Annotated in this window: 23 protein-coding genes and 1 other RNA gene; 13 read left to right on the top strand and 11 right to left on the bottom strand. The window is 62.3% G+C overall.

The window, feature by feature from the left end:
- Window positions 1-115 precede the first annotated feature (115 nt).
- The 3 genes from ACIP21_RS21375 to ACIP21_RS21385 all read right to left on the bottom strand — a co-directional run bounded on the left by ACIP21_RS21375 (window position 116) and on the right by ACIP21_RS21385 (window position 3320).
- The gene (locus tag ACIP21_RS21375; protein WP_400691731.1) at window positions 116-379 is read right to left on the bottom strand and encodes a bacteriocin immunity protein; all 264 of its coding nucleotides are present in this window, start codon (window positions 377-379) and stop codon (window positions 116-118) included.
- A complete protein-coding gene (locus ACIP21_RS21380; RefSeq protein ID WP_400691733.1) occupies window positions 376-2727 on the bottom strand; it encodes an S-type pyocin domain-containing protein in 2352 nt (783 codons plus the stop codon). Before ACIP21_RS21380 ends, ACIP21_RS21375 begins: the two co-directional genes overlap by 4 nt.
- A gap of 113 nt (window positions 2728-2840) precedes the next feature.
- Complete coding sequence (locus ACIP21_RS21385; RefSeq protein WP_400691735.1) at window positions 2841-3320, bottom strand: Lrp/AsnC family transcriptional regulator; 480 nt, start codon at window positions 3318-3320, stop codon at window positions 2841-2843.
- Between the two features lie 127 nt (window positions 3321-3447).
- Between ACIP21_RS21385 and ACIP21_RS21390 the strand changes: the two genes are divergently transcribed.
- The gene (locus ACIP21_RS21390; RefSeq protein WP_400691738.1) at window positions 3448-4641 is read left to right on the top strand and encodes a methionine gamma-lyase; all 1194 of its coding nucleotides are present in this window, start codon (window positions 3448-3450) and stop codon (window positions 4639-4641) included.
- Between the two features lie 209 nt (window positions 4642-4850).
- Here the strand turns inward: ACIP21_RS21390 and ACIP21_RS21395 are convergent, their stop codons facing one another.
- Window positions 4851-5288: a YhcB family protein gene (locus ACIP21_RS21395; protein WP_400691740.1), complete on the bottom strand. Its 438-nt coding sequence runs from the start codon at window positions 5286-5288 to the stop codon at window positions 4851-4853.
- A gap of 135 nt (window positions 5289-5423) precedes the next feature.
- Between ACIP21_RS21395 and ACIP21_RS21400 the strand changes: the two genes are divergently transcribed.
- The 3 genes from ACIP21_RS21400 (at window position 5424) to zapE (ending at window position 8760) form a co-directional block, all read left to right on the top strand.
- Window positions 5424-6059 (top strand): alpha/beta hydrolase, encoded by a 636-nt coding sequence (locus tag ACIP21_RS21400; RefSeq protein ID WP_400691743.1) that lies wholly within the window; start codon window positions 5424-5426, stop codon window positions 6057-6059.
- 25 nt (window positions 6060-6084) lie between these two features.
- On the top strand, window positions 6085-7434 hold the full coding sequence (locus ACIP21_RS21405) for a tryptophan--tRNA ligase (RefSeq protein ID WP_400691745.1): 1350 nt from the start codon (window positions 6085-6087) through the stop codon (window positions 7432-7434).
- A gap of 231 nt (window positions 7435-7665) precedes the next feature.
- Window positions 7666-8760 carry a cell division protein ZapE gene (zapE, locus tag ACIP21_RS21410; RefSeq protein ID WP_400691748.1) on the top strand — a complete coding sequence of 365 codons (1095 nt, stop codon included), beginning with the start codon at window positions 7666-7668 and terminating at the stop codon, window positions 8758-8760.
- A gap of 66 nt (window positions 8761-8826) precedes the next feature.
- On the opposite strand, the gene ACIP21_RS21415 is transcribed toward zapE, so the two are convergent.
- Both ACIP21_RS21415 and ACIP21_RS21420 read right to left on the bottom strand, forming a co-directional pair.
- Window positions 8827-9747, bottom strand: coding sequence for a GlxA family transcriptional regulator (locus ACIP21_RS21415; RefSeq protein ID WP_400692235.1), 921 nt, complete (start codon window positions 9745-9747; stop codon window positions 8827-8829).
- A gap of 412 nt (window positions 9748-10159) precedes the next feature.
- Complete coding sequence (locus tag ACIP21_RS21420) at window positions 10160-11200, bottom strand: NADP(H)-dependent aldo-keto reductase (protein ID WP_400691751.1); 1041 nt, start codon at window positions 11198-11200, stop codon at window positions 10160-10162.
- 257 nt (window positions 11201-11457) lie between these two features.
- Between ACIP21_RS21420 and rplM the strand changes: the two genes are divergently transcribed.
- The 7 genes from rplM (at window position 11458) to ACIP21_RS21455 (ending at window position 16325) form a co-directional block, all read left to right on the top strand.
- The gene (rplM, locus tag ACIP21_RS21425; protein ID WP_003251819.1) at window positions 11458-11886 is read left to right on the top strand and encodes a 50S ribosomal protein L13; all 429 of its coding nucleotides are present in this window, start codon (window positions 11458-11460) and stop codon (window positions 11884-11886) included.
- A 14-nt stretch (window positions 11887-11900) separates the two neighbouring features.
- A complete protein-coding gene (rpsI, locus tag ACIP21_RS21430; RefSeq protein ID WP_003260797.1) occupies window positions 11901-12293 on the top strand; it encodes a 30S ribosomal protein S9 in 393 nt (130 codons plus the stop codon).
- Between the two features lie 264 nt (window positions 12294-12557).
- A complete protein-coding gene (petA, locus tag ACIP21_RS21435) occupies window positions 12558-13151 on the top strand; it encodes a ubiquinol-cytochrome c reductase iron-sulfur subunit (protein WP_400691753.1) in 594 nt (197 codons plus the stop codon).
- Window positions 13151-14362, top strand: coding sequence for a cytochrome bc complex cytochrome b subunit (locus ACIP21_RS21440; protein ID WP_400692237.1), 1212 nt, complete (start codon window positions 13151-13153; stop codon window positions 14360-14362). Before petA ends, ACIP21_RS21440 begins: the two co-directional genes overlap by 1 nt.
- Entirely contained in the window at window positions 14362-15141 is a 780-nt protein-coding gene (locus ACIP21_RS21445) for a cytochrome c1 (RefSeq protein ID WP_400691755.1), read from the top strand. The genes ACIP21_RS21440 and ACIP21_RS21445 overlap by 1 nt, the downstream gene beginning before the upstream one ends.
- A gap of 118 nt (window positions 15142-15259) precedes the next feature.
- Window positions 15260-15883, top strand: coding sequence for a glutathione S-transferase N-terminal domain-containing protein (locus ACIP21_RS21450; protein ID WP_400691758.1), 624 nt, complete (start codon window positions 15260-15262; stop codon window positions 15881-15883).
- Between the two features lie 10 nt (window positions 15884-15893).
- The gene (locus ACIP21_RS21455; protein WP_400691760.1) at window positions 15894-16325 is read left to right on the top strand and encodes a ClpXP protease specificity-enhancing factor; all 432 of its coding nucleotides are present in this window, start codon (window positions 15894-15896) and stop codon (window positions 16323-16325) included.
- 51 nt (window positions 16326-16376) lie between these two features.
- On the opposite strand, the gene ACIP21_RS21460 is transcribed toward ACIP21_RS21455, so the two are convergent.
- The 5 genes from ACIP21_RS21460 to ACIP21_RS21480 form a co-directional block, all read right to left on the bottom strand.
- Window positions 16377-16595, bottom strand: a complete 219-nt coding sequence (locus ACIP21_RS21460) for a YgdI/YgdR family lipoprotein (RefSeq protein WP_400691762.1) — start codon at window positions 16593-16595, stop codon at window positions 16377-16379.
- A 129-nt stretch (window positions 16596-16724) separates the two neighbouring features.
- A complete protein-coding gene (locus tag ACIP21_RS21465) occupies window positions 16725-17303 on the bottom strand; it encodes a BON domain-containing protein (protein ID WP_400691765.1) in 579 nt (192 codons plus the stop codon).
- Window positions 17300-17893 carry a phosphoheptose isomerase gene (locus ACIP21_RS21470; RefSeq protein WP_012274070.1) on the bottom strand — a complete coding sequence of 198 codons (594 nt, stop codon included), beginning with the start codon at window positions 17891-17893 and terminating at the stop codon, window positions 17300-17302. The genes ACIP21_RS21465 and ACIP21_RS21470 overlap by 4 nt, the downstream gene beginning before the upstream one ends.
- 86 nt (window positions 17894-17979) lie before the next feature.
- Complete coding sequence (locus ACIP21_RS21475; protein WP_400691768.1) at window positions 17980-18351, bottom strand: YraN family protein; 372 nt, start codon at window positions 18349-18351, stop codon at window positions 17980-17982.
- Window positions 18351-20168, bottom strand: a complete 1818-nt coding sequence (locus ACIP21_RS21480) for a penicillin-binding protein activator (RefSeq protein ID WP_400691770.1) — start codon at window positions 20166-20168, stop codon at window positions 18351-18353. Before ACIP21_RS21480 ends, ACIP21_RS21475 begins: the two co-directional genes overlap by 1 nt.
- Before the next feature lie 189 nt (window positions 20169-20357).
- On the opposite strand from ACIP21_RS21480, the gene rsmI reads away from it, so the two are divergent.
- Both rsmI and rnpB read left to right on the top strand, forming a co-directional pair.
- Window positions 20358-21233, top strand: coding sequence for a 16S rRNA (cytidine(1402)-2'-O)-methyltransferase (gene rsmI, locus ACIP21_RS21485; protein ID WP_400691773.1), 876 nt, complete (start codon window positions 20358-20360; stop codon window positions 21231-21233).
- Window positions 21234-21301: 68 nt separating this feature from the next.
- Window positions 21302-21661, top strand: an RNA gene (gene rnpB / locus ACIP21_RS21490) — RNase P RNA component class A.
- Window positions 21662-21852: the final 191 nt, after the last annotated feature.

The raw sequence follows: 21852 nt of genomic DNA on the forward strand, positions 1-21852 counted from the left end.
GGGTTGTTTGAGATGGGAATATTCACCGTTCTGCAAGGGGTGTAAGATCCTTCTATAAGTCTGTAGGAAAGCTCCCGCTTCAGTTAGATGCACCCCGCCGAAGCGGGGTGTGGTATCAGGTAATTTTAAATCCAGGTTTTTGGTTGTTAGCTCGCCACTCTTTCACAAGTCGTAAAATCTCTTCGGGTGTATCCAGACCGTCGGCTTCGGGCCAGTAAATAAGGTCGGAACCGTTGGGGTGCTCAGAAATCTCTTTGAATCTTGCAATGCGTGAGTCCAGTTCTCTTTCGCTTACATCATCTGCTGGGTCGGTGATGGCGATAATGAACTCAAGAAATTCAGCTTCAGTGAAGTCAGAGAATATTTTTTTATCGTTCATTGCGCTATCCCGTAGTGGATTCGGTTATGAGCTTCCGGCGTCACGATTCTGATATTGTCTAAATCATACACAGCGCCGCCTTCGGAAATCGGGATGACATGATGCAGTATGAAAGTCGCATTGCCTTTGTAGTGGTCGGTATCGCGTGCCTTGGGTGCATAGCCTTTGCTCATCAATTTATTATTGGTGATGTTGAACTGGCTTGATAGATGTGGCGTATTGGCAACGATCTTCCAGAATTCGCCCCTGAACGCGTCAAAATCTCGAAACTCTCGTCCTTTCAATATGTCAGCTATCGGAGCCGGTATTGGCGCGCCTGTTTGTCGGGTGTCCTCTGCTAGCCATACACCTTCGACATTTGAACCTTGACCTGTAACTGTTCCCGGCTCATACCTCGGGCTCTTGAACACCACCAGAATAGGCGGCAATCCCGAATCTATCGGGAAGGTAATGATCAGCCGTTCCTGATCCAGCAGGTCAAGTGCGGGATAACCTTCCGTCCCGGTGCTGATCGGGTGCAGGCTGCTGCCCGCATAAACCACCATGCCCGGCGGCACGGACGGCAGGCTGGTGGAATTCCCTTCTTCACCTCCGGGGGCACTGGCCGGTGTCCAGGTCAGGATGCGCTGTGGATTCTCTAGCGCCAAGCTGTAGACCTGCCGCTCTGTATCGAACGTCGCCGCGCGTACCGCCACGGGTTTGCCGCCGGGGACTATGTAAAGGCCGATGCTCTCGGTCTCTTCACTGCCTGCCAGCAGATAAGGCAGGTCGACGCTTGCTGAAGCGAGGGCAATGGCGGCCAGGTCAGGCCCGCCTGGAGGCGAAAGGCTGGAGAGGGGCGTGCTGATCAGGTAGCGCCTTTCAGCGTTACCCAGAGTCGAGGGCCATGCGGCCGAGAGCACGGCTACGGCCAAAGGGCCGGTGGAGGCCGCTGCTGCTGCGGCCAACCGGCCCACGGCGGCACTGATCGCCTCCAGCAGCGCTGCGGAACTGGCCTCGGCGATTGCGAACGTCGCTGCGCCAAGCGGGATGATGGCAGGTGCTGATGCGGCGGTCCGGGTATCGTTGATGTAGCTGATGCTCTGGCGCGCTGTTTCGCTTCGCTGACGTTGCGCCTCGGCTTCTCGCCTTGCGGCCTCTTGCGCGGCTATTCGTTCAGCTTCCGCTTGTTGGCGGACCGCTTCCTCAGCCGCTGCACGTTCGGCTGCAAGCCTGGCACGCAACTGTTCCACCTCCAGCGCCCGTTGGCTGAGATTTGCCATGGCCCCGGCAAATGCCTGCAGGTAGCGAATGGATTCCGTGAGGGTCAGTGCCCTGTGGTACTCCGCCCACAACACGCCGGCTCGCCGGGTAGCCTGTTCATCGACCAGGTGTTGCAGCGCTTCGGTCTGTGGCTTGGACAGCGGCCCGACGATGTTCCGGTTGGATTCGCCATAAGGCGGTATCTCGGCCTGTTTTGCCGTGATCAACGCATTGGCGGTATTCACATAGGCCGACAAGCGTTGGGCGAAGCTGTCGCTTTCCTGCAGTGGTGTGGACTGCGCCACCTGGTATTGCAGGAAGTTGGGCAGGCAGTCGAAGCAAATCTGCTGTTCCTGCTGAATTTGCCCGAGCCGGCGCTCGATGGCCTTTGGCAGGTCGACCACCGCTTGGGCGAGCTCTGCCTGGTCCGCTTGGCGAGCCAATTCCGGCAAGTCGGCTGCGAGGGCCGCAAATTTTTGCGCCGCGATATGCAGGCGATAGGCGGCATCGACCGAGGCGTTGAATGTTTCCCAGATCTGTCGGCCCCATTCCTCGCCAGAACTACCGAGGGTGAAGGCGCCATCGTCGTTCAGCCGGGTAGCGAAGGAATCGTAGCGTTTGTAAAAAGGGATGGCGCCGTAGAAACTGGATGCCACTGGTGCGACTTGAAGATACTCGGCGCGCCTTTGTTGCAAGCTTGCCGTGAGCAACTGTTGCTGGAGCTCGGCATGCCGGCCGGGGGTTGCTGCCGCGCCTGCGATTGCCTGTTGTTCGATGGCGGTGCGTTCGACACCGATTTGTGCGGGAAGCTGGTGAAGGACAGGGGCGTATTGCTCGGCGTGAATATTATTAACGGCCGCATGTTCTTCGCCGAAAACGGTTCGCCAGCCTTTCTCTTGCGCGAAGGGGCTGGGCCCTCCGGTTCCTCGCGGTCGCCCCGCGTCCAGACCCCATCCGCCATATCCTGGCCCTCCACCACCGGGTAGTGGAGCGAAGGGTATTCGGTCCGGGGCATTGGCGCTGATCCAGACGGCCTCAGTGAGATAAAGCGTTCTGGGCGCGTCGACGTACGTTTTTTCGAGATGAACAGTTTGATTCTGAGCCATGTAGTCATCCTCCTGGTCGCTACATGGCAAGCGTGCTCCAGGCGATTTTTCCCGTATGTCGGGCGCGGCTCGTCAATCGGTAGGAGCGTTCCTACCGGCTGGAAAGACCTGTTTCAGATGTGTGTTTCGGATACAGGGATCACCCGTTTTTCCTTAACCGCCTTGTAGGAAAAACTCGAGTAGATTTCTTTGACACCCGGCAAGCGTTGCAGCACTTCCCGGGTGAATTCCCCAAACGACTCCAGGTCCCTGGCCAGAATCTCCAGCAGGAAGTCATAGCGCCCCGATATGTTGTGGCAGGCGACGATCTCGGGAATCTCCATCAGCCGTCGCTCGAAAGCCAGGGCCATGTCCTTGGTATGCGAATCCATCATGATGCTGACGAACGCCGTCACCCCGAACCCAAGCGACTTGGGCGACAAGATGGCCTGGTACCCGGTGATATAGCCGGTATCTTCCAGCAACTTCACTCGCCGCCAGCAGGGCGAGGTGGTCAGCGAAACCTGGTCGGCGAGTTCGGAAACGGTGAGGCGGGCGTTGTCCTGCAGGGCCGCGAGCAGGGCGCGGTCGGTGCGGTCGAGGCTTGAAGGCATGGTTTGCCCTCCCGGTGTTGTAATTATTGTTTTCTTTCCAAAACACACGCGAATGCGTGGGTGATTATAGGAAAATTCAGGCGGCTCGGTGGCATAAGCTTATTACAGACCACCAGAGGCTGTTGCCATGCGCGACTCCCACAACAACGGTTTTTCCACCCGTGCCATCCACCATGGCTATGATCCACTTTCCCACGGCGGCGCGCTGGTGCCACCGGTGTACCAGACCTCGACCTATGCCTTCCCGACCGTCGAATACGGTGCGGCCTGCTTTGCCGGGGAGGAGGGCGGGCATTTCTACAGCCGCATATCCAACCCGACCCTGGCCCTGCTGGAACAGCGCATGGCGTCGCTGGAAGGGGGCGAGGCGGGCCTGGCCCTGGCGTCGGGCATGGGGGCGATCACCTCGACCTTGTGGACCCTGCTGCGGCCTGGCGACGAACTGCTCGTCGGGCGCACGGTATATGGCTGCACTTTCGCCTACATGCACCATGGCATTGGCGAGTTCGGGGTGAAGATCCGCCATGTCGACCTCAACAACGCCGAGTCGCTAAAGGCCGCGATCACCCCGAGAACCCGGATGATCTACTTCGAAACCCCGGCCAACCCGAACATGCAGCTGGTCGATATCGCGGCGGTGGCGCAAGCGGCACGGGGGCATGACCTGCACATCGTCGTCGACAACACCTACTGCACGCCCTACCTGCAACGGCCGCTGGAACTGGGCGCCGACCTGGTGGTGCATTCGGCGACCAAGTACCTCAGTGGGCACGGCGATATCACTGCCGGGTTGGTGATCGGGCGCAAGGCCCTGATCGACCTGATTCGCCTGGAAGGGCTCAAGGACATGACCGGCGCCGTGCTTTCGCCCCACGATGCCTCGCTGTTGATGCGTGGCATCAAGACGCTTGCCTTGCGCATGGAGCGCCACTGCGCAAATGCCCAGCAGGTGGCCGAGTTTCTCGCCCGGCAACCACAGGTGGAGCTGATCCGCTACCCAGGGCTGGCGTCGTTTGCCCAGTACGAACTGGCCCAGCGGCAGATGCGCTTGCCGGGCGGGATGATCGCGTTCGAGCTCAAGGGCGGGATCGAGGCGGGGCGGCGGTTCATGAATGCCCTGGAGCTGTTTGCCCGGGCGGTGAGCCTGGGGGATGCCGAGTCGCTGGCGCAGCACCCGGCGAGCATGACCCATTCCAGCTACACGCCTGAAGAGCGGGCGCATCACGGGATTTCCGAGGGGTTGGTGCGGTTGTCGGTGGGGTTGGAGGATGTCGAGGACCTGCTGGCGGATGTGGGGCAGGCGCTCAAGGCCTGCAGCTAGGTTGCCAGGCCAGGCCTCTTCGCGGGTAAACCCGCTCCCACAGGTACAACACAGTTTTCAAAGTCTGTGCAGTCCCTGTGGGAGCCACAGGTACAACACAGCTTTCAAAGCCTGTGCGGTCCCTGTAGGAGCGGGTTTACCCGCGAAGAGGCCGGTGAATTCAGCCAAAGAAAAAGGCCTCTTGCGAGGCCTTTGTTCATCTCAGCGGATCAGCGCTTGAGCCCGTAGCTCTCGTCGAGCATGCCCGGCGAGTTCGGCGCTTTCGGCGCGTAGTCGCGTGGCACTTCGGCCGTGTCCTTTGGCGGGGTCAGGCGGTCACGTGGACCCTGGGTGCCTTCCGAGTGCAGCGCAGCCAGCAGGCGTTGGCGGGTCACCTCGTCGAGGGCCAGGGCGTTGGCGCCTTCTGCCAGGTGATCCTGCACGTCCTGGTAGCTCTGGGTCAGCCGCTTGACCAGCACGGCAGTGCTGTTGAAGTGGGTGACCACCTCATTCTGGTAAGTGTCGAAACGCTTCTGGATATCGTCCAGCTGGCGCTGGGTGCTGCTGGGCGCCGCATTGGGCAGCAGGCGGGCCACGATGAAACCGACCGCCACACCGATGACCAGGGCCAGGGTTGGCAACAACCAAACAAGGAGCGAGAGTTCCACGAGTCCTTCCTCTATAAACGGCTTTGCTTTACGTTAACGGCTCAGACCTGCGCTGTATACCGCGAGCGATCGCAAATCAGAACAGAATTCCTCACCTAGACGAATCGACCCCCTTCGAGGTCACGGAGTAGTGCCTTGCTTGTCCGCGAAACCCCCTTGTTCATCGATGGCCCGAGCGGCCAGCTGGAAGCCTTGTACCTGGATGTGGCCGATGCCCGGGGTGCGGTGCTGATCTGCCACCCCAACCCGGTCCAGGGCGGCACCATGCTCAACAAGGTAGTCTCGACCCTGCAGCGCACCGCCCGCGACGCCGGCTACGTGACCCTGCGCTTCAACTACCGTGGCGTCGGCGCAAGCGCTGGCAGCCACGACATGGGCGCCGGCGAGGTGGCCGATGCCGAGGCCGCCGCGGCCTGGCTGCGTAGCAAGCACCCTGAGCTGCCGCTGGTGCTGATGGGCTTCTCGTTCGGTGGTTTCGTCGCCACCAGCCTGGCCGGGCGCCTCGAAGCGCAGGGCGTGGCGCTGCAGCAGCTGTTCATGATCGCCCCGGCGGTGATGCGCCTGACCGCCGACTTCCCGCTGCCGCAGCGCTGCCCGATCGCCGTGGTGCAGCCCGACGCCGACGAGGTCGTCGATCCGCAACTGGTTTACGAATGGTCCGACGCACTGGGGCGCCCCCATGAGCTGCTGAAAGTGGCAGAATGCGGACACTTCTTCCATGGCAAGCTGACCGATCTGAAGGATCTGCTGCTGCCGCGCCTTTCGAACTGAGCCAAGCCTGAATAAGCGAACACCCATGACCACGCGCATCCTCACCGGTATCACCACCACCGGCACCCCACACCTGGGCAACTACGCCGGCGCCATTCGCCCGGCGATCGTCGCCAGCCAGCAGCCCGGTGTCGACTCGTTCTACTTCCTGGCCGACTACCACGCGCTGATCAAGTGCGACGACCCGCTGCGCATCCAGCGCTCGCGCCTGGAGATCGCCGCCACCTGGCTGGCCGGTGGCCTGGACCCGGCGAAGGTGACCTTCTACCGCCAGTCCGACATCCCCGAGATCCCCGAGCTGACCTGGCTGCTGACCTGCGTCGCGGCCAAGGGCCTGCTCAACCGCGCCCACGCCTACAAGGCCTCGGTGGACAAGAACCTGGAAACCGGCGAAGACCCGGATGCCGGCGTGACCATGGGCCTGTACAGCTACCCGGTGCTGATGGCCGCAGACATCCTGATGTTCAACGCCAACAAGGTGCCGGTCGGCCGCGACCAGATCCAGCACGTGGAGATGGCCCGCGACATCGGCCAGCGCTTCAACCACCTGTTCGGCCAGGGCAAGGATTTCTTCGCCCTGCCGGAGGCGGTGATCGAGGAGAGCGTGGCGACCTTGCCGGGCCTGGACGGGCGCAAGATGTCCAAGAGCTACGACAACACCATCCCGTTGTTCACCAGCGCCAAGGACATGAAGGACGCCATCTCGCGCATCGTCACCGACTCGCGCGCACCGGGCGAAGCCAAGGATCCGGACAATTCGCACCTGTTCACCCTGTTCCAGGCCTTCTCGACGCCGGCGCAGTGCGCCGAGTTCCGCGAAGAGCTGCTGCAGGGCATCGGCTGGGGTGAAGCCAAGCAGCGCCTGTTCCAGCTGCTCGATGGCCAGTTGGCCGAGAAGCGCGAGCACTATCACCAGCTGATCGCACGCCCGGCAGACCTGGAGGACATCCTTCTGGCCGGCGCCGCCAAGGCCCGCAAGATCGCCACCCCGTTCCTCGAGCAACTGCGCGAGGCGGTTGGCCTGCGTTCGTTCCGCAGCAGCGTGCAGGCCAGCACCGAAGTGAAGAAGAAAGCCGCCAAGAGCGCGCGTTTCGTCAGCTTCCGGGATGAAGACGGCAGCTTCCGCTTCCGCCTGCTGGCCGCCGATGGCGAGCAACTGCTGCTGTCGCGCAGCTTCGCCGACGGCAAGGGCGCCGGCGCCGTGAGCAAGCAGCTGCAACAGGGCATCGATGCCGACGTGCGCGTCGAAGGCCTGGGCTTCAGCCTGTGGCTGAACGATGAGCAGGTTGCCGACGGCCCGCAGTTCGACAGCGCCGAAGCCCGAGACTCGGCCATCGAAAGCCTGCGCGCAGCCCTTGCCCCACAGCAAGACTGAGGTGTTTTGCTGTAGGAGCGAGCGTTGCTCGCGATGGGCTGCAAGGCAGCCCCGGCAATTTTGGCTACGAGGCTGAGAGCCAGGGGCCGCTGCGCGCCCCATCGCGAGCAACGCTCGCTCCTACCAGGCTGGAGCAAGCCCGTTGAGGCATATTGACGCAAGTCGCATTGCCATTAAGCGGGCCGGTCGCTACAGTGACGGCCCGTTTTTTGTTGCCTCGCTAACGAAATCATGACGCCCCTAGAACGATATCAAGCAGATCTGAAACGTCCCGACTTCTTCCATGACGCGGCGCAGGAAACTGCGGTGCGTCACCTGCAGCGCCTGTACGACGACCTCGTACACGCGCAGAACAACAAGCCGGGCGTGTTCGGCAAGCTGTTCGGCAAGAAGGAGCAGACGCCGGTCAAGGGCCTGTACTTCTGGGGCGGGGTAGGGCGCGGCAAGACCTACCTGGTCGATACGTTCTACGAGGCGCTGCCGTTCAAGCAGAAGATGCGCACGCACTTCCACCGCTTCATGAAGCGCGTCCACGAGGAAATGAAGACCCTCAAGGGCGAGAAGAACCCGCTGACCCTCATCGCCAAGCGCTTCAGCGAAGAAGCCAAGGTGATCTGCTTCGACGAGTTCTTCGTGTCAGACATCACCGACGCCATGATCCTCGGCACGCTGATGGAAGAGCTGTTCAAGAACGGCGTCTCGCTGGTGGCGACGTCCAACATCGTCCCCGACGGCCTGTACAAGGACGGCCTGCAACGCGCGCGCTTCCTGCCGGCCATCGCCATGATCAAGCAGTACACCGATGTGGTGAACGTCGACAGCGGCGTCGACTACCGTCTGCGTCACCTGGAGCAGGCCGAGCTGTTCCACTTCCCGCTCAATGACGCCGCTCACCAGAGCATGCGTGCCAGCTTCAAGGCGCTGACACCGGAATGCACCCAGGCTGTCGAGAACGACACGCTGATGATCGAAAACCGGCCGATCCAGGCCCTGCGCACCTGTGACGACGTCGCCTGGTTCGACTTCCGTGCCTTGTGCGACGGGCCGCGCAGCCAGAACGACTACATCGAGCTGGGCAAGATCTTCCACGCCGTGCTGCTGAGCAATGTCGAGCAGATGGGCGTCACCACAGACGACATCGCCCGCCGCTTCATCAACATGGTGGACGAGTTCTACGACCGCAACGTCAAGCTGATCATCTCGGCCGAGGTGGAGCTCAAGGACCTGTATACCGGCGGGCGCCTGAGTTTCGAGTTCCAGCGGACCCTGAGCCGTTTGCTGGAGATGCAGTCGCACGAATTCCTGTCGCGGGCGCACAAGCCGTAAGGTCCAGGGGCCGCTTTGCGGCCCTTTCGCGACACAAGGCCGCTCCTACAGGGCAGCCCCGGGGCCTCAAGCCTCCTGCAGGAACTGTTGCCGATACTGGTTCGGCGACAACTCCGTGTGCTGGCGGAACAGCCGCGCAAAGAAACTGGCATCGTCATAGCCGACCTCGTAGCTGATGGTCTTGATGCTCTTGCGCGTGCTCGACAGCAGCCCCTTGGCCGTCTCGATGCGTAGCCGCTGCAGGTAGTGCAGCGGCTTGTCGCCGGTCGCCCCCTGGAAGCGGCGCATGAAGTTGCGGATGCTCATGCCGTGGTTGCGGGCCACGTCCTCGAAGCGGAACTTGTCGGCGAAGTGCTCCTCCAGCCAATGCTGGATCTGCAGGATGATCAGGTCCTGGTGCAGCTTCTGGCCGCCGAAGCCCATGCGCCCCGGGGTGTAGTTGCGCTGCACTTCGTAGAGGATGTCGCGGGCCACCGCACGGGCCACGTTGGCCCCGCAGAAACGCTCGATCAGGTAGATGTACAGGTCGCAGGCCGAGGTGGTGCCGCCGGCGCAGTACAGGTTGTCGGCGTCGGTCAGGTGCTTGTCCTGGTTCAGGCGGATCTTCGGGTAGCGCTCGGCGAAGCTGTTGAAGAAGCGCCAGTAGGTGGTCGCCTCCTTGCCATCGAGCAGGCCCGATTCGGCCAGCCAGAACACCCCGCTGGCCTCGGCGCACAGCACCGCGCCACGGGCGTGCTGTTGGCGCAGCCAGGGCAAGACCTGGGGATAGCGTTGCTGGAGGTTGTCGAAATCGTCCCAGAAGGCCGGGAGGATGATCACATCGGCATCGTCGAGGCCGCCTTCGACCGGCAGCTGCACGTTGCTGAAGCTGTCCACCGGCTGGCCGTCAGGGCTTACCAGGCGGATCTCGAACATGGGCTGCAGGCCCAGGCCCAGCTGCTTGCTGTAACGCAGGCTGGCGAGGTGGAAAAAGTCCTTGGCTTGCATCAAGGTCGAAGCGAATACCTTGTCAATGGCCAGGATGCTGACGCGCCGCAACGACGCGGAGGGTTGGGTAAACATCATTGTCATTGTTCTTATAGGGTAGAGTGGTCAATCACCGGCTGGATCGTCTTATTTTTTGGCGATTGTGTCTAGCCCGCCGTACCGCGTGGGCTTCTTCGCGGGTAAACCCGCTCCCACAGGTATCACACAGGCCTTTGAGGACAGTGAGATATCTGTGTTCCCACAGGTGTCACCCAGGGCTTGAGGACAGTGAGATATCTGTGTTCCCAGGTGTCACCCAGGCCTTGAGGGCAGTGAGATATCTGTGTTCCCACAGGTATCACACAGGCCTTGAGGGCAGTGAGGTACCTGTGGGAGCGGGTTTACCCGCGAAGAGGGCGGTACAGGATTGCGCTCAAGGTGCCGGGTTCGGCTGCTCCTGATGGATCGCTTCGATCGCCGCCAGCAGCTCGTCGCTGAGGTTCACCTGCAGGCTGTCGAGGTTGCTCTGCAACTGCACCAGGTCGGTCGCGCCGATGATGTTGCTGGTCACGAACGGCTGGCGTGTGACGAACGCCAGGGCCATCTGCGCCGGGTCCAGGCCATGCTCCCGGGCCAGTTGCACGTAACGGCTGCAGGCCGCCACGGTCTGCGGGTTGGAGTAGCGGGCGAAGCGGCTGAACAGGGTCAGGCGGCCTTTCTCCGGTCGGGCGCCATTCTCGTACTTGCCCGAGAGCATGCCGAACGCCAGGGGCGAGTAGGCCAGCAAGCCGCACTGTTCGCGAATCGCCACTTCCGCCAGGCCCACTTCGAAGCTGCGGTTGAGCAGGTTGTAGGGGTTCTGGATCGACACCGCGCGCGGCCAGCCACGGGTTTCGGCCAGGTGCAGGAACTTGAGGGTGCCCCACGGGGTTTCGTTGGACAGGCCGACGTGGCGGATCTTGCCGGCGCGCACCTGTTCGTCGAGCACTTCGAGGGTTTCTTCAAGCGGGGTGAACAGGTCGTTGGCCAGGTGCTGGTAGCCCAGTTTGCCGAAGAAGTTGGTGCTGCGTTCGGGCCAGTGCAGCTGGTACAGGTCGATGCGGTCGGTCTGCAGGCGCTTGAGGCTCTCGTCCAGCGCCGCGACGATGTGCTGGCGGTTGTGCTTGAGCTGGCCGTCGCGGATGTGGCTGATGCCGTTGCCGGGGCCGGCGACCTTGCTCGCCAGTACCCAGTCGTCGCGATCGCCGTTGGCGCGGAACCAGTTGCCGATGATGCGTTCGGTGGCCGCATAAGTCTCGGGGCGTGGCGGCACCGGGTACATTTCTGCGGTGTCGATGAAGTTGACGCCGCTGGCCTTGGCCAGGGCAATCTGCTCGAAGGCCTCGTCCTGGGTGTTCTGCTCACCCCAGGTCATGGTGCCCAGGCACAGGGCGCTGACGTCGAGGTCGGTACGGCCGAGCTTGCGGTATTCCATCGGAAAGACACTCCTTGACAAAGGCGCCCATAAAAGCAGGTTGAAATTTTTCGCGCAATCTGGATAATTCGGACCCTCTACGCGTGGCGGAAGTGATGCACCACCACGCAGGAAGAACCCCGTCGAACATTGGCGTGCCCGACCCGAGCCCCCAAAAGCGTCAGCGTTCGGCTGCGCGTTTGCCCTTGGCAATCCGTGCACTATCCAGTAAGATTCGCCGTCTATTTTTCGCTGGGCGGCCTCTGAGGCTTTAGAGAATGAAAACTTTTACTGCTAAACCGGAAACAGTAAAGCGCGAGTGGTTCGTAGTCGACGCCGCTGGCCAGACCCTGGGTCGTCTGGCTACCGAAATCGCTACCCGTCTGCGTGGCAAGCACAAACCAGAATACACCCCTCACGTTGACACCGGCGACTACATCGTCGTCATCAACGCTGAACAGGTTCGTGTGACTGGTGCCAAGTCTTCCGACAAAATGTACTACTCCCACTCCGGTTTCCCAGGTGGCATCAAGGAAATCAACTTCGAGAAGTTGATCGCCAAAGCCCCTGAGCGTGTTATCGAAACCGCGGTCAAAGGCATGCTGCCTAAGAACCCGCTGGGTCGCGACATGTACCGCAAGCTGAAAGTGTACGCGGGTGCTGCTCACCCACACACTGCTCAGCAGCCTCAAGAACTGAAGATCTAACGGGAAGGTTCATTATGTCGGCGACTCAAAACTACGGCACTGGCCGTCGCAAGACCGCAACCGCTCGCGTATTCCTGCGTCCGGGTACTGGTAACATTTCCATCAACAACCGTTCTCTGGACGTGTTCTTCGGTCGCGAAACCGCTCGCATGGTTGTTCGCCAGCCGCTCGAGCTGACCGAAACCGTTGAGAAGTTCGACATCTACGTCACCGTTTCCGGTGGTGGTGTCAGCGGTCAGGCCGGTGCGATCCGTCACGGTATCACCCGCGCTCTGATGGAATACGACGAAACCCTGCGTGGCGCTCTGCGTCGTGCTGGCTACGTCACCCGCGACGCTCGTGAAGTCGAGCGTAAGAAAGTGGGTCTGCGTAAAGCGCGTAAGCGTCCTCAGTACTCCAAGCGTTAATACCGCTTCGGCAGTCGAAAAAAGCCCGGTTCCTTGGAACCGGGCTTTTTTTATGTCTTGAACTAACCTGTCAGCATGTCCGTGGCGCCGTGCCGCATAGACGCAGATCAAGCAAAGCGCGGGTTGTGGCCCCTGGCGGGGGTAATCACCTTGTCACTGTGTGGATTTGTTTCTTACCATGGCGGCCAAATTTTGGTGCCACAGACACAACCTAAGTACAGGCCAGGTCCAACTGGCCAAGCAAAGCTGATGGGAGAGGACTGAATGAGCAATGACGGCGTCAACGCAGGCCGGCGCCGCTTCCTCGTAGCCGCGACATCCGTGGTCGGGGCGGCGGGGGCAGTGGGGGCTGCGGTACCGTTCGTGGGGTCATGGTTTCCCAGTGCCAAGGCAAAGGCTGCCGGTGCACCGGTGAAGGTGAATATCGCCAAGGTCGAGCCGGGGCAGCAGATGGTCGCCGAATGGCGTGGCCAGCCGGTGTTCATCGTGCGGCGAACGCAGGAGATCCTCGGCAACCTGAAGAAGATCGAAGGCGATCTTTCTGACCCGCAATCGAAGAACTCGGTGCAGCCGGCGTATGTCGACCCCGAAGTCCGCTCGATCAAGCCGGAGCTGCTCATTCTCGTCGGCCTGTGCACGCACCTGGGCTGCTCGCCGACCTTCCGCCCGGAAGTCGCGCCCGCCGACCTTGGGCCCAAGTGGGTCGGTGGCTATTTCTGCCCGTGCCACGGCTCCCACTACGACCTTGCCGGGCGTGTCTACAAATCCCAGCCGGCGCCGCTCAACCTGCCAGTGCCGCCACACTCGTACGAGTCGGATGACATCGTCGTCATCGGCGTCGACCAGGAGAAAGCATGATGAGCAAGTTCATGGACTGGATCGACGCGCGCTTCCCTGCCACCAAGATGTGGGAAGACCACCTGAGCAAGTACTACGCGCCGAAGAACTTCAACTTCCTGTATTTCTTCGGTTCGCTGGCATTGCTGGTGCTGGTCAACCAGATCGTCACCGGCGTGTGGCTGACCATGAGTTTCACGCCCTCGGCGGAAGAGGCGTTCGCCTCGGTCGAGTACATCATGCGTGACGTGGAGTACGGCTGGATCTTGCGCTACCTGCACTCCACCGGTGCGTCGGCGTTCTTCATCGTGGTCTACCTGCACATGTTCCGCGGCCTGCTCTATGGCTCCTACCAGAAGCCACGCGAGCTGGTGTGGCTGTTCGGCATGCTGATCTACCTGGCGCTGATGGCCGAAGCCTTCATGGGCTACCTGCTGCCTTGGGGGCAGATGTCGTACTGGGGCGCCCAGGTGATCATCTCGCTGTTCGGTGCCATTCCGGTGATCGGCGGCGACCTGACCCAATGGATCCGGGGTGACTACCTGATCTCCGGCATCACCTTGAACCGCTTCTTCGCCTTGCATGTGGTGGCCCTGCCGATCGTCATTCTCGGCTTGGTGGTGCTGCACATCCTGGCGCTGCACGAAGTGGGGTCGAACAACCCCGATGGCGTGGAGATCAAGAAGCACAAGGACGAGAACGGCATTCCTCTCGACGGTATCCCGTTCCATCCGTACTACACCGTCAAGGACATTGTCGGCGTGGTGGTGTTCCTCTTCGTGTTCTGCTCCGTGGTGTTCTTCTTCCCGGAAATGGGCGGGTACTTCCTGGAAAAACCGAACTTCGAGCAGGCCAACGCGTTCAAGACTCCGGAGCACATCGCCCCGGTGTGGTACTTCACGCCGTTCTACGCGATCCTGCGGGCGGTGCCTGACAAGCTGTTCGGCGTGATCGCCATGGGTGCGGCGATCGCCGTGCTGTTCGTGCTGCCCTGGCTCGACCGCAGCCCGGTGCGTTCCATGCGCTACAAGGGCTGGATCAGCAAGGTCTTCCTGCTGGTGTTCTGCATTGCCTTCGTGATTCTCGGCATCCTCGGCGTACTGGCCCCGACCCCTGGGCGCACCTTGCTGTCGCAGGTGTGCACGGTGCTGTACTTCGCCTACTTCCTGCTGATGCCGTTCTACACAAGGCTCGAGAAGACCAAACCGGTTCCGGATAGGGTGACTGGCTGATGAAAAAGTTGATTGCAGTATTTTTGCTGGCAGTGATGCCTGCCTTCGCCTTCGCTGCCGAACACGGCCTGGAGCTGGACAAGGTCGATATCGACCTGACCGACAAGGCCGCCATGCAGGACGGTGCGCGTACCTTCGCCAACTATTGCATGGGCTGCCACAGTGCCAAGTTCCAGCGCTACGAGCGGGTGGCCGACGACCTCGGCATTCCCCATGAGCTGATGCTCGAGAAGCTGGTGTTCACCGGTGCCAAGATCGGCGACCACATGCAGATCGGCATGCAGCCCAATGATGCCAAGACCTGGTTCGGCGCCGCGCCGCCCGACCTGACCCTGGTTGCCAGGGTGCGCGGCACCGACTGGCTGTACAGCTACCTGCGCAGCTTCTACGAGGATCCGTCGCGGCCCTATGGGGTCAACAACAAGGTGTTCCCGAACGTCGGCATGCCCAACGTGCTGGTCGGCCTGCAGGGTAACCAGGTGGTCGGCTGCAAGCAGGTGCAGATGGTGGTCGACGGCAAGAAGCAATTCGACCCATTGACCGGTAGCCCGTTGACCCATGAAGCCTGTGACCAGCTGACCATCACGCCGAATTCCGGTACCCTGAACACCGAGCAGTTCGACGAGAAGGTCAAGAACCTGGTGACCTTCCTGGCCTATTCGGCCAACCCGGTCAAACTGGAGAGCCAGCGCATCGGTACCTACGTGTTGCTGTACCTGGCTTTCTTCTTCGTGTTCGCCTATTTGCTCAAGCGCGAATACTGGAAGGACGTGCACTGATCACGCAGTAGTTTCTGGTAGTTGAACGCGCCCGGGGTGCCCCAGCCAATGTGCTGGGGGCGCCCCGGGCGCGTTTTTATTTAGAGTCTTACAAGCATCCCCTGCGAGGAGGCGCTACATGGGCGCAACCAATCGGTTAGCCTGCTATTCCGACCCCGCTGACCACTACTCCCACCGGGTGCGCCTGGTGCTCGCCGAGAAGGGTGTCAGCGTGCAGGTCATCGATGTCGACCCCGCGCGTCTGCCGCCCAAGCTGGCCGAGGTGAATCCTTACGGCAGCGTGCCGACCCTGGTCGACCGTGACCTGGCGTTGTATGAATCGACCGTGGTGATGGAATACCTCGAGGAGCGTTACCCGCATCCGCCGCTGATGCCGGTGTACCCGGTGGCGCGTGGCAACAGCCGCTTGCTGATGCACCGTATCCAGCGCGACTGGTGCGTGTTGGCTGATACCATACTCGACCCGCGCAGCAAGGAGGCCGCCCGCACCGAGGCGCGCAAGGCCCTGCGCGAGAGCCTGACCGGCGTCTCGCCGCTGTTCGGCGAGTTCGCCTGCTTCATGAGCGAGGAGCAAAGCCTGGTCGATTGCTGTCTACTGCCCATACTATGGCGTCTGCCGGTACTGGGTATCGAGTTGCCGCGGCAGGCAAAGCCGCTGCTGGATTACATGGAACGACAGTTCGCCCGCGAGCCTTTCCTGGCGAGCCTGTCCTCCGTAGAACGTGAAATGCGCAAGCTTTAAGGAGCTGTTGATGAACTCCAGTCGCCCCTATCTGGTACGAGCACTGTACGAGTGGATCGTCGACAACGATTGCACGCCCCATATGCTGGTCAATGCCGAATTCCCGGCGGTCCAGGTGCCACAAGGTTTCGCCAGTGATGGCCAGATCGTCCTGAACATCTCGCCGAGTGCCGTGCGCAACCTGCACATGGACAACGACGCGGTCAGTTTCGAAGGCCGCTTCAGCGGTGTTTCCCATTCGCTGTTCGTGCCGGCTGGCGCCATCCTGGGCATTTACGCCCGGGAGAACGGCCAGGGCATGGTCTTCGAGCTGGAGCCAGGGTCGATGGATGACGATGACCAGGAAGACGAAGCTGTCGAGCCGGATGACGATGGCCCGCCGGAGGGAGGTGGCCAGCCACCGCGCCCGAGCGGTCGGCCAAGCCTGAAGGTGGTCAAGTAACGAAAAAGGCGATCCGCATGGATCGCCTTTTTCTTTGCCGCGAAGCAGGGCTTACAGGTCGCTGATGCTGCGCACCTGGTCCTTGTTGATGCGGGTGCGCTTGCCGTCGAGTTGCTCGAACTCGTAGAAGCCCGAATCCTTCTCGTAATGCGGCGCATCGATGGCTTGGATTTCACGGCCGTCGTTGAGGGTGATCAGGCTCGGGGTGGAGCAGCCGGCCAGGGTGGCGAAGGTGCCGAGCAGCAGGGCGGGCAGCAGAAGCTTTTTCATGCGGTGTTTCCTGGGTGTCGGGGGAGTATCGTTGTTACCTGTGCCGGCCTCTTCGCGGGTAAACCCGCTCCCACAGGAGGCTTGCAATCCCCTGTGGGAGCGGGTTTACCTGCGAAAGGGCCGGCGGAATCAGTCGATGTATTCGAACAGCTTGACGATCTTCTGCACGCCCGACACACCCTGCACCACGGCAGTGGCCGAGTTGGCCTCCTGCTGGGTCACCAGGCCGAGCAGGTAGACGATGCCGTTCTCGGTGATCACCTTGATGCGCGAGCTGGGCACGGCGTTGTCGGTGAGCATCTGGGTCTTGATCTTGGTGGTCAGCCAGGCGTCGTTGTTGCGCGCGAGGATGGAGGAGGGCTGCATCACCTGCAGTTCGTTGTGCACCTTCTTCACCCGTTGCACCTGGCCGGCGGTCTGTTCGGCCAGGCTCTTGAGGTCGGCGCGTGGCGTTTGCCCGGCGAGCAGGACGATGCCGTTGTAGCTGCTGACGACGATGTGCGAGCCCTGGTCCAGATCAGGGTTGGCCTTGGAAATGTTCACCGCAGCCTTGGTTTCGATCAGCGAGTCGTCGATCTTGCTGCCGATGGTGCGCGTGCCGCGATCGTCCTCGATCGGCGAGTTGCGGGTCGAGGTCAGCACCGAGCTGCAACCGGTGACGCTCAGGCACAGGGTCAGGGCCATCAGGCCCAGGCGGATGGGGGTCATTCTTCACTCCCGAACAGTTGGCTGTCGATCAGATCGCACAGGCAGTGGATCGCCAGCAGGTGGACTTCCTGGATACGAGCGGTGACCGTCGACGGCACGCGGATCTCCACGTCCTCGGGCAGCAGCAGTGAAGCCATGCCGCCGCCGTCGCGTCCGGTCAATGCTACGACAATCATTTCGCGATCATGTGCGGCCTGGATCGCCTGGATCACGTTGGCCGAGTTGCCGCTGGTGGAAATCGCCAGCAGCACGTCGCCGGGCTGGCCCAGGGCGCGGATCTGCTTGGAGAACACTTCGTTGTAGCTGTAATCGTTGGCGATCGAGGTCAGCGTCGAGCTGTCGGTGGTCAGGGCGATCGCCGGCAGGCTCGGGCGCTCACGCTCGAAGCGGTTGAGCAGCTCGGACGAAAAGTGCTGGGCGTCGCCGGCCGAGCCGCCGTTGCCGCAGGCGAGCATCTTGCCCTCGTTGAGCAGCGCGTTGACCATGACCAGGCTGGCCTGCTCGATGTGCGGTGCCAGGATGTCCATTGCCTGTTGCTTGGTGTCGATGCTGGCCTGGAACAGCCGGCGAATTCGGGATTGCATGTCCATCTGGTGACCTTAAGTGGAGCGGTGGCCTTTGCTACGCGCAACAGCGACCAGCCCGCGATACATAGAGCAAAAAAATCGGAGTGGGTTCAGCATTCGAAGGCGTTTTTCAGCCATTGAAGCGGTCGGCCTGCATGCTGGCTGCCCTGCAGGGCGACAACGTCGAAGCGGCAGGGGTAACTGGCCCAACGGGCCTCCTTCTGCAGGAACAAGGTGGCGGCAAGCACCAGCCGTTTTTGTTTGCGCCCGTCGATACTGCCGAGGGCGCCGCCGAAGGCCGCATGCAATCGATAGCGGACTTCGACGAATACTACTGTATCGGCGTCGAGCATGACCAGATCAAGCTCGCCGCCTTTGCATCGCCAATTGCGTGCCAACGGTTGCAGGCCTTGCCCCTGAAGGTATTCAAGGGCTTGGCATTCTGCAGCCTGGCCGGCGCGGGTCGGCGACGCCTGGGGCATCAGCGCGGGGTGTCCGGCAGGCGCTTGACCTGGCCGCCGGAGAACTCGGCCCATGGCAGTTGGCGCTCGACGCGTTGGTTGGCGTTGATGCTCAAGCTGCCGGAGAGGCCTTGCACACGGTTGTCCGGCAGGGCTTTGAGCTGACCCAGGCGCGGCGCCAGGCTGTAGGCGTCGACGCCCATGGCGTACAGGCGGCCAAGGCTGCCCGCGGCTTGCGGCCACTGCTGCACCACCTGCTGGCGCAGGTTGTTGGTGGTGTCGAGCAGCCACGGGGTTTCGCAGAAGCGGATGCCGTTCATGTCGTTGTACTGGTTGACGTCACCGCTGGCGCTGTACAGGTTCGAGGTGGCGTAGACCGGTACGTCGCCGGCGTACTGGAAGTTCAGGGTCGGCTTGATCTGCTGCGCCTGCTGCGGGGTCGAGGCGAGGAAGATGAAGTCGATGTCCTGGCGGCGCGACGGCTGCGCGGCGACGTTGCCGCCCACGGTGCTCTGCAGGCTCTGGGCGCGGCCCTCGCTCTGGCGCAGTTGGAACAGGCTGGCGATCTGCTGGGCCAGGGCGACTGGCTGGGCGATGCGCTCGGCGGCGATGAGGGTGCCGCCGTTGCCTTCCCAGTCCTGGCGGAAGGCGGCCAGCACGCGGTCGCCCCACTCACCGCTCGGTACCAGCGCCACGGCACGGACCATGCCGTCGGCACGGGCGCGGCGCGCCACTTCGCGGGCTTCGTCTTCGGCGGCGAGGCCGAACTGGAACAGCTGCGACGGGGCCTTCTGGCCGGCGTCGGCGTAGTTCAGAGCGAGGGTGGTGATGGGCAGCTGGGCGTTGCCGGCGAGCTGCTTGACCAGCGGTTTTTCCAGCGGGCCGACCACCAGTTGCACGCCATCGGCCTGGGCCTGGCGGTAGAAGGCGTCGAGCGAGCCGATGCGCGAGCTGTCGTACACCTGCACGGCGGGCGCCGGCTGGCCACCTTGCTGGGCCTGGAAGTGGGCGGCCATGAAGCCGTCGCGCAGGGCGCGGGCGACGCCAGCCAGCGGCCCGTCCTGGGGCAGCAGCAGGGCGATCTTGGTCAATGGCTGGCTGGCCAGCTCCTTGAGCTTGGTCAGGGCCTGCGGCAGTTGCTGGGCTGCAGGGTGGTCCGGGTGCTGCTTGCGCCAGGCGTCGATGGCGGCCTGTTGCTGCTCCAGGGTGCCGGCGCTTTTCACGGCCAGGGCCAGGCTGGCCCAGCCGGCCAGGGTTTCGTTGTTGCTCGGCTGCTGCAGTTGCTCGGCCGGCAGCGAGGCGACCAGGGCCCAGATTGCGTCATTGTTGGCGGCGGCGGCCTGGCCGCTGAGCAGTGGGCTCAGCAGCACGCGCTGCTGGGCGGCAGCCAGGGCCTGGCCGTCGGCTTCGAGGGCGGCGGCGTGGACGCTGTAGGTGCGCACCTGCTGCTCTGCCGGCAGCTCGCCGACGTGCTGCAGGTTGGGGTTGGCCAGGGCGGTGAGGGCGGCCTTGGGCTGGTTGCGGCTCATTGCCAGCTCGGCGCCGAGGGTGGCGGCGAAGATCTGCTGGGCCGGCTTGAGCGTGTCCATCGGCACCTGCTCGAGAATGCGTGCGGCGCGCGGGAAGTCCTTCTGCTTGTAGGCCAGGTCGGCGGCGCTCAGGCGCAGCAGCGCGGCGTCTTGCGCAGACTTGCTGGTGGCCGCTTTCTCGAGCAGCTGCTCGATGCTGGCGTCCGGGGTGCGCGGCAGTTCGCCCAGGCTGGATGAGGGCGAGCTGGCGCAGGCTGCCAGCAGGGCAGCTAAGCAGAAGGCTGTGAACAGCCGCAGGCAAGCGATCATGTAAAGGTCCTGTTACTCGATCAAATTGGCCGACGATTGTACCCAAGCGGCAGCCCGGGCGCGATGTTGCTGATGTCGGAACCTTCACTATAGGTGCCCGGCAAAGGCTTGCAGGTGAAGTTCTTTGCGCCCTGTTACCGGTGCTCGGGCTACAATGGCGCCTTTGATCCGAAAGACAGGGTGCGTGCAGTGACTGATGTGGCAGGGGCTTCGAAATCCACCGTGGGGACGCTTTATGTGGTCGCTACCCCCATCGGCAACCTTGACGACATGAGCGCCAGGGCGCTGAAAGTGCTGGCCGATGTCGCCCTGATCGCCGCCGAGGACACCCGGCATTCGATCCGCCTGATGCAGCATTTCGGCATCGATACGCCACTGGCCGCCTGCCATGAGCACAACGAGCGCGACGAAGGCGGCCGCTTCATCACCAAGCTGCTGGCGGGCGAGGACGTGGCGCTGGTCTCCGATGCCGGCACGCCGCTGATTTCCGACCCTGGCTACCACCTGGTGCGTCAGGCCCGGGCCGCCGGGGTCAACGTGGTGCCGGTGCCCGGCGCCTGCGCGCTGATCGCCGCGCTGTCGGCAGCCGGCCTGCCATCCGACCGTTTCATCTTCGAAGGCTTCCTGCCGGCCAAGGCTGCCGGCCGTCGGGCGCGCCTGGAGCAGGTCAAGGAAGAGCCGCGCACGCTGATCTTCTACGAGGCGCCGCACCGCATCCTGGAGTGCCTGGAAGACATGGAGCTGGTGTTTGGCGCCGAGCGCCCGGCCTTGCTCGCCCGCGAGCTGACCAAGACCTTCGAGACTCTCAAGGGCCTGCCGCTTGGCGAGCTGCGTGCGTTCGTGGCCGGCGACAGCAACCAGCAGCGCGGCGAGTGCGTGGTGCTGGTCGGTGGCTGGAGCGAGCCGCAAGGCGAGGAGGCGATCAGCGCCGAAGCGCAGCGCGTGCTCGACCTGCTGCTGGCGGAGCTGCCGCTCAAGCGGGCAGCTGCACTGGCGGCGGAAATCACCGGGGTGCGCAAGAACCTGTTGTACCAGGTAGCCCTGGAAAAACAGAAAGCCCAGTGATGGCGAATTAGTCATAAATGACGGTATCGCTTGTTCTTGCGCGCGCGTGCCGTTAACCTTGGCGGCGGAGAGTCGATCGGACAGTCGCTGCCGTCTTTTGTTCCGCAAAAGATGGGGGAGGAAAGTCCGGGCTCCATAGGGCAGAGTGCCAGGTAACGCCTGGGAGGCGCGAGCCTACGGAAAGTGCCACAGAAAACAACCGCCTAAGCACTTCGGTGCCGGTAAGGGTGAAAAGGTGCGGTAAGAGCGCACCGCACGGCTGGCAACAGTCCGTGGCTAGGTAAACCCCACTCGGAGCAAGACCAAATAGGGTTCCATCAGGCGTGGCCCGCGTCGGAACCGGGTAGGTTGCTAGAGGCGTCCAGTGATGGCCGTCGTAGAGGAATGACTGTCCTCGACAAAACCCGGCTTACAGATCGACTCTCCACCCCCTTCCCCCTCCTGCTTGATTCGATAGCAGATGCCCGTTGGTAATACCAAAAAGATCTTACTCTTAATAAATCACTTTAACTTCGAACTGCATTCGTTTGAGTGGGTTTGATTTTTCTCGCGTTTTTCTCATTCCGGTAATGCTTCCCCCTTCCTTTGTTGCGCTAAATCTCGGTCCTGTAAGGGTTTT

Origin of the sequence: Pseudomonas sp. NPDC089401, from assembly GCF_044749485.1 — a bacterium.
In the GTDB taxonomy this organism is placed as follows: Bacteria; Pseudomonadota; Gammaproteobacteria; order Pseudomonadales; family Pseudomonadaceae; genus Aquipseudomonas.

Excerpts from the sequence above, each read along its gene's own strand:
- ACIP21_RS21475 (WP_400691768.1), bottom strand. The coding sequence starts at position 18,351 with ATGCCCCAGGCGTCGCCGACCCGCGCCGGCCAGGCTGCAGAATGCCAA.
- ACIP21_RS21460 (WP_400691762.1), bottom strand. The coding sequence starts at position 16,595 with ATGAAAAAGCTTCTGCTGCCCGCCCTGCTGCTCGGCACCTTCGCCACC.
- ACIP21_RS21380 (WP_400691733.1), bottom strand. The coding sequence starts at position 2,727 with ATGGCTCAGAATCAAACTGTTCATCTCGAAAAAACGTACGTCGACGCG.
- ACIP21_RS21450 (WP_400691758.1), top strand. The coding sequence starts at position 15,260 with ATGGGCGCAACCAATCGGTTAGCCTGCTATTCCGACCCCGCTGACCAC.
- ACIP21_RS21440 (WP_400692237.1), top strand. The coding sequence starts at position 13,151 with ATGAGCAAGTTCATGGACTGGATCGACGCGCGCTTCCCTGCCACCAAG.
- zapE (WP_400691748.1), top strand. The coding sequence starts at position 7,666 with ATGACGCCCCTAGAACGATATCAAGCAGATCTGAAACGTCCCGACTTC.
- rplM (WP_003251819.1), top strand. The coding sequence starts at position 11,458 with ATGAAAACTTTTACTGCTAAACCGGAAACAGTAAAGCGCGAGTGGTTC.
- ACIP21_RS21455 (WP_400691760.1), top strand. The coding sequence starts at position 15,894 with ATGAACTCCAGTCGCCCCTATCTGGTACGAGCACTGTACGAGTGGATC.
- ACIP21_RS21420 (WP_400691751.1), bottom strand. The coding sequence starts at position 11,200 with ATGGAATACCGCAAGCTCGGCCGTACCGACCTCGACGTCAGCGCCCTG.
- ACIP21_RS21405 (WP_400691745.1), top strand. The coding sequence starts at position 6,085 with ATGACCACGCGCATCCTCACCGGTATCACCACCACCGGCACCCCACAC.
- ACIP21_RS21375 (WP_400691731.1), bottom strand. The coding sequence starts at position 379 with ATGAACGATAAAAAAATATTCTCTGACTTCACTGAAGCTGAATTTCTT.
- ACIP21_RS21415 (WP_400692235.1), bottom strand. The coding sequence starts at position 9,747 with ATGCAAGCCAAGGACTTTTTCCACCTCGCCAGCCTGCGTTACAGCAAG.
- ACIP21_RS21480 (WP_400691770.1), bottom strand. The coding sequence starts at position 20,168 with ATGATCGCTTGCCTGCGGCTGTTCACAGCCTTCTGCTTAGCTGCCCTG.
- ACIP21_RS21470 (WP_012274070.1), bottom strand. The coding sequence starts at position 17,893 with ATGGACATGCAATCCCGAATTCGCCGGCTGTTCCAGGCCAGCATCGAC.
- ACIP21_RS21465 (WP_400691765.1), bottom strand. The coding sequence starts at position 17,303 with ATGACCCCCATCCGCCTGGGCCTGATGGCCCTGACCCTGTGCCTGAGC.
- ACIP21_RS21385 (WP_400691735.1), bottom strand. The coding sequence starts at position 3,320 with ATGCCTTCAAGCCTCGACCGCACCGACCGCGCCCTGCTCGCGGCCCTG.
- ACIP21_RS21390 (WP_400691738.1), top strand. The coding sequence starts at position 3,448 with ATGCGCGACTCCCACAACAACGGTTTTTCCACCCGTGCCATCCACCAT.
- petA (WP_400691753.1), top strand. The coding sequence starts at position 12,558 with ATGAGCAATGACGGCGTCAACGCAGGCCGGCGCCGCTTCCTCGTAGCC.
- ACIP21_RS21445 (WP_400691755.1), top strand. The coding sequence starts at position 14,362 with ATGAAAAAGTTGATTGCAGTATTTTTGCTGGCAGTGATGCCTGCCTTC.
- rpsI (WP_003260797.1), top strand. The coding sequence starts at position 11,901 with ATGTCGGCGACTCAAAACTACGGCACTGGCCGTCGCAAGACCGCAACC.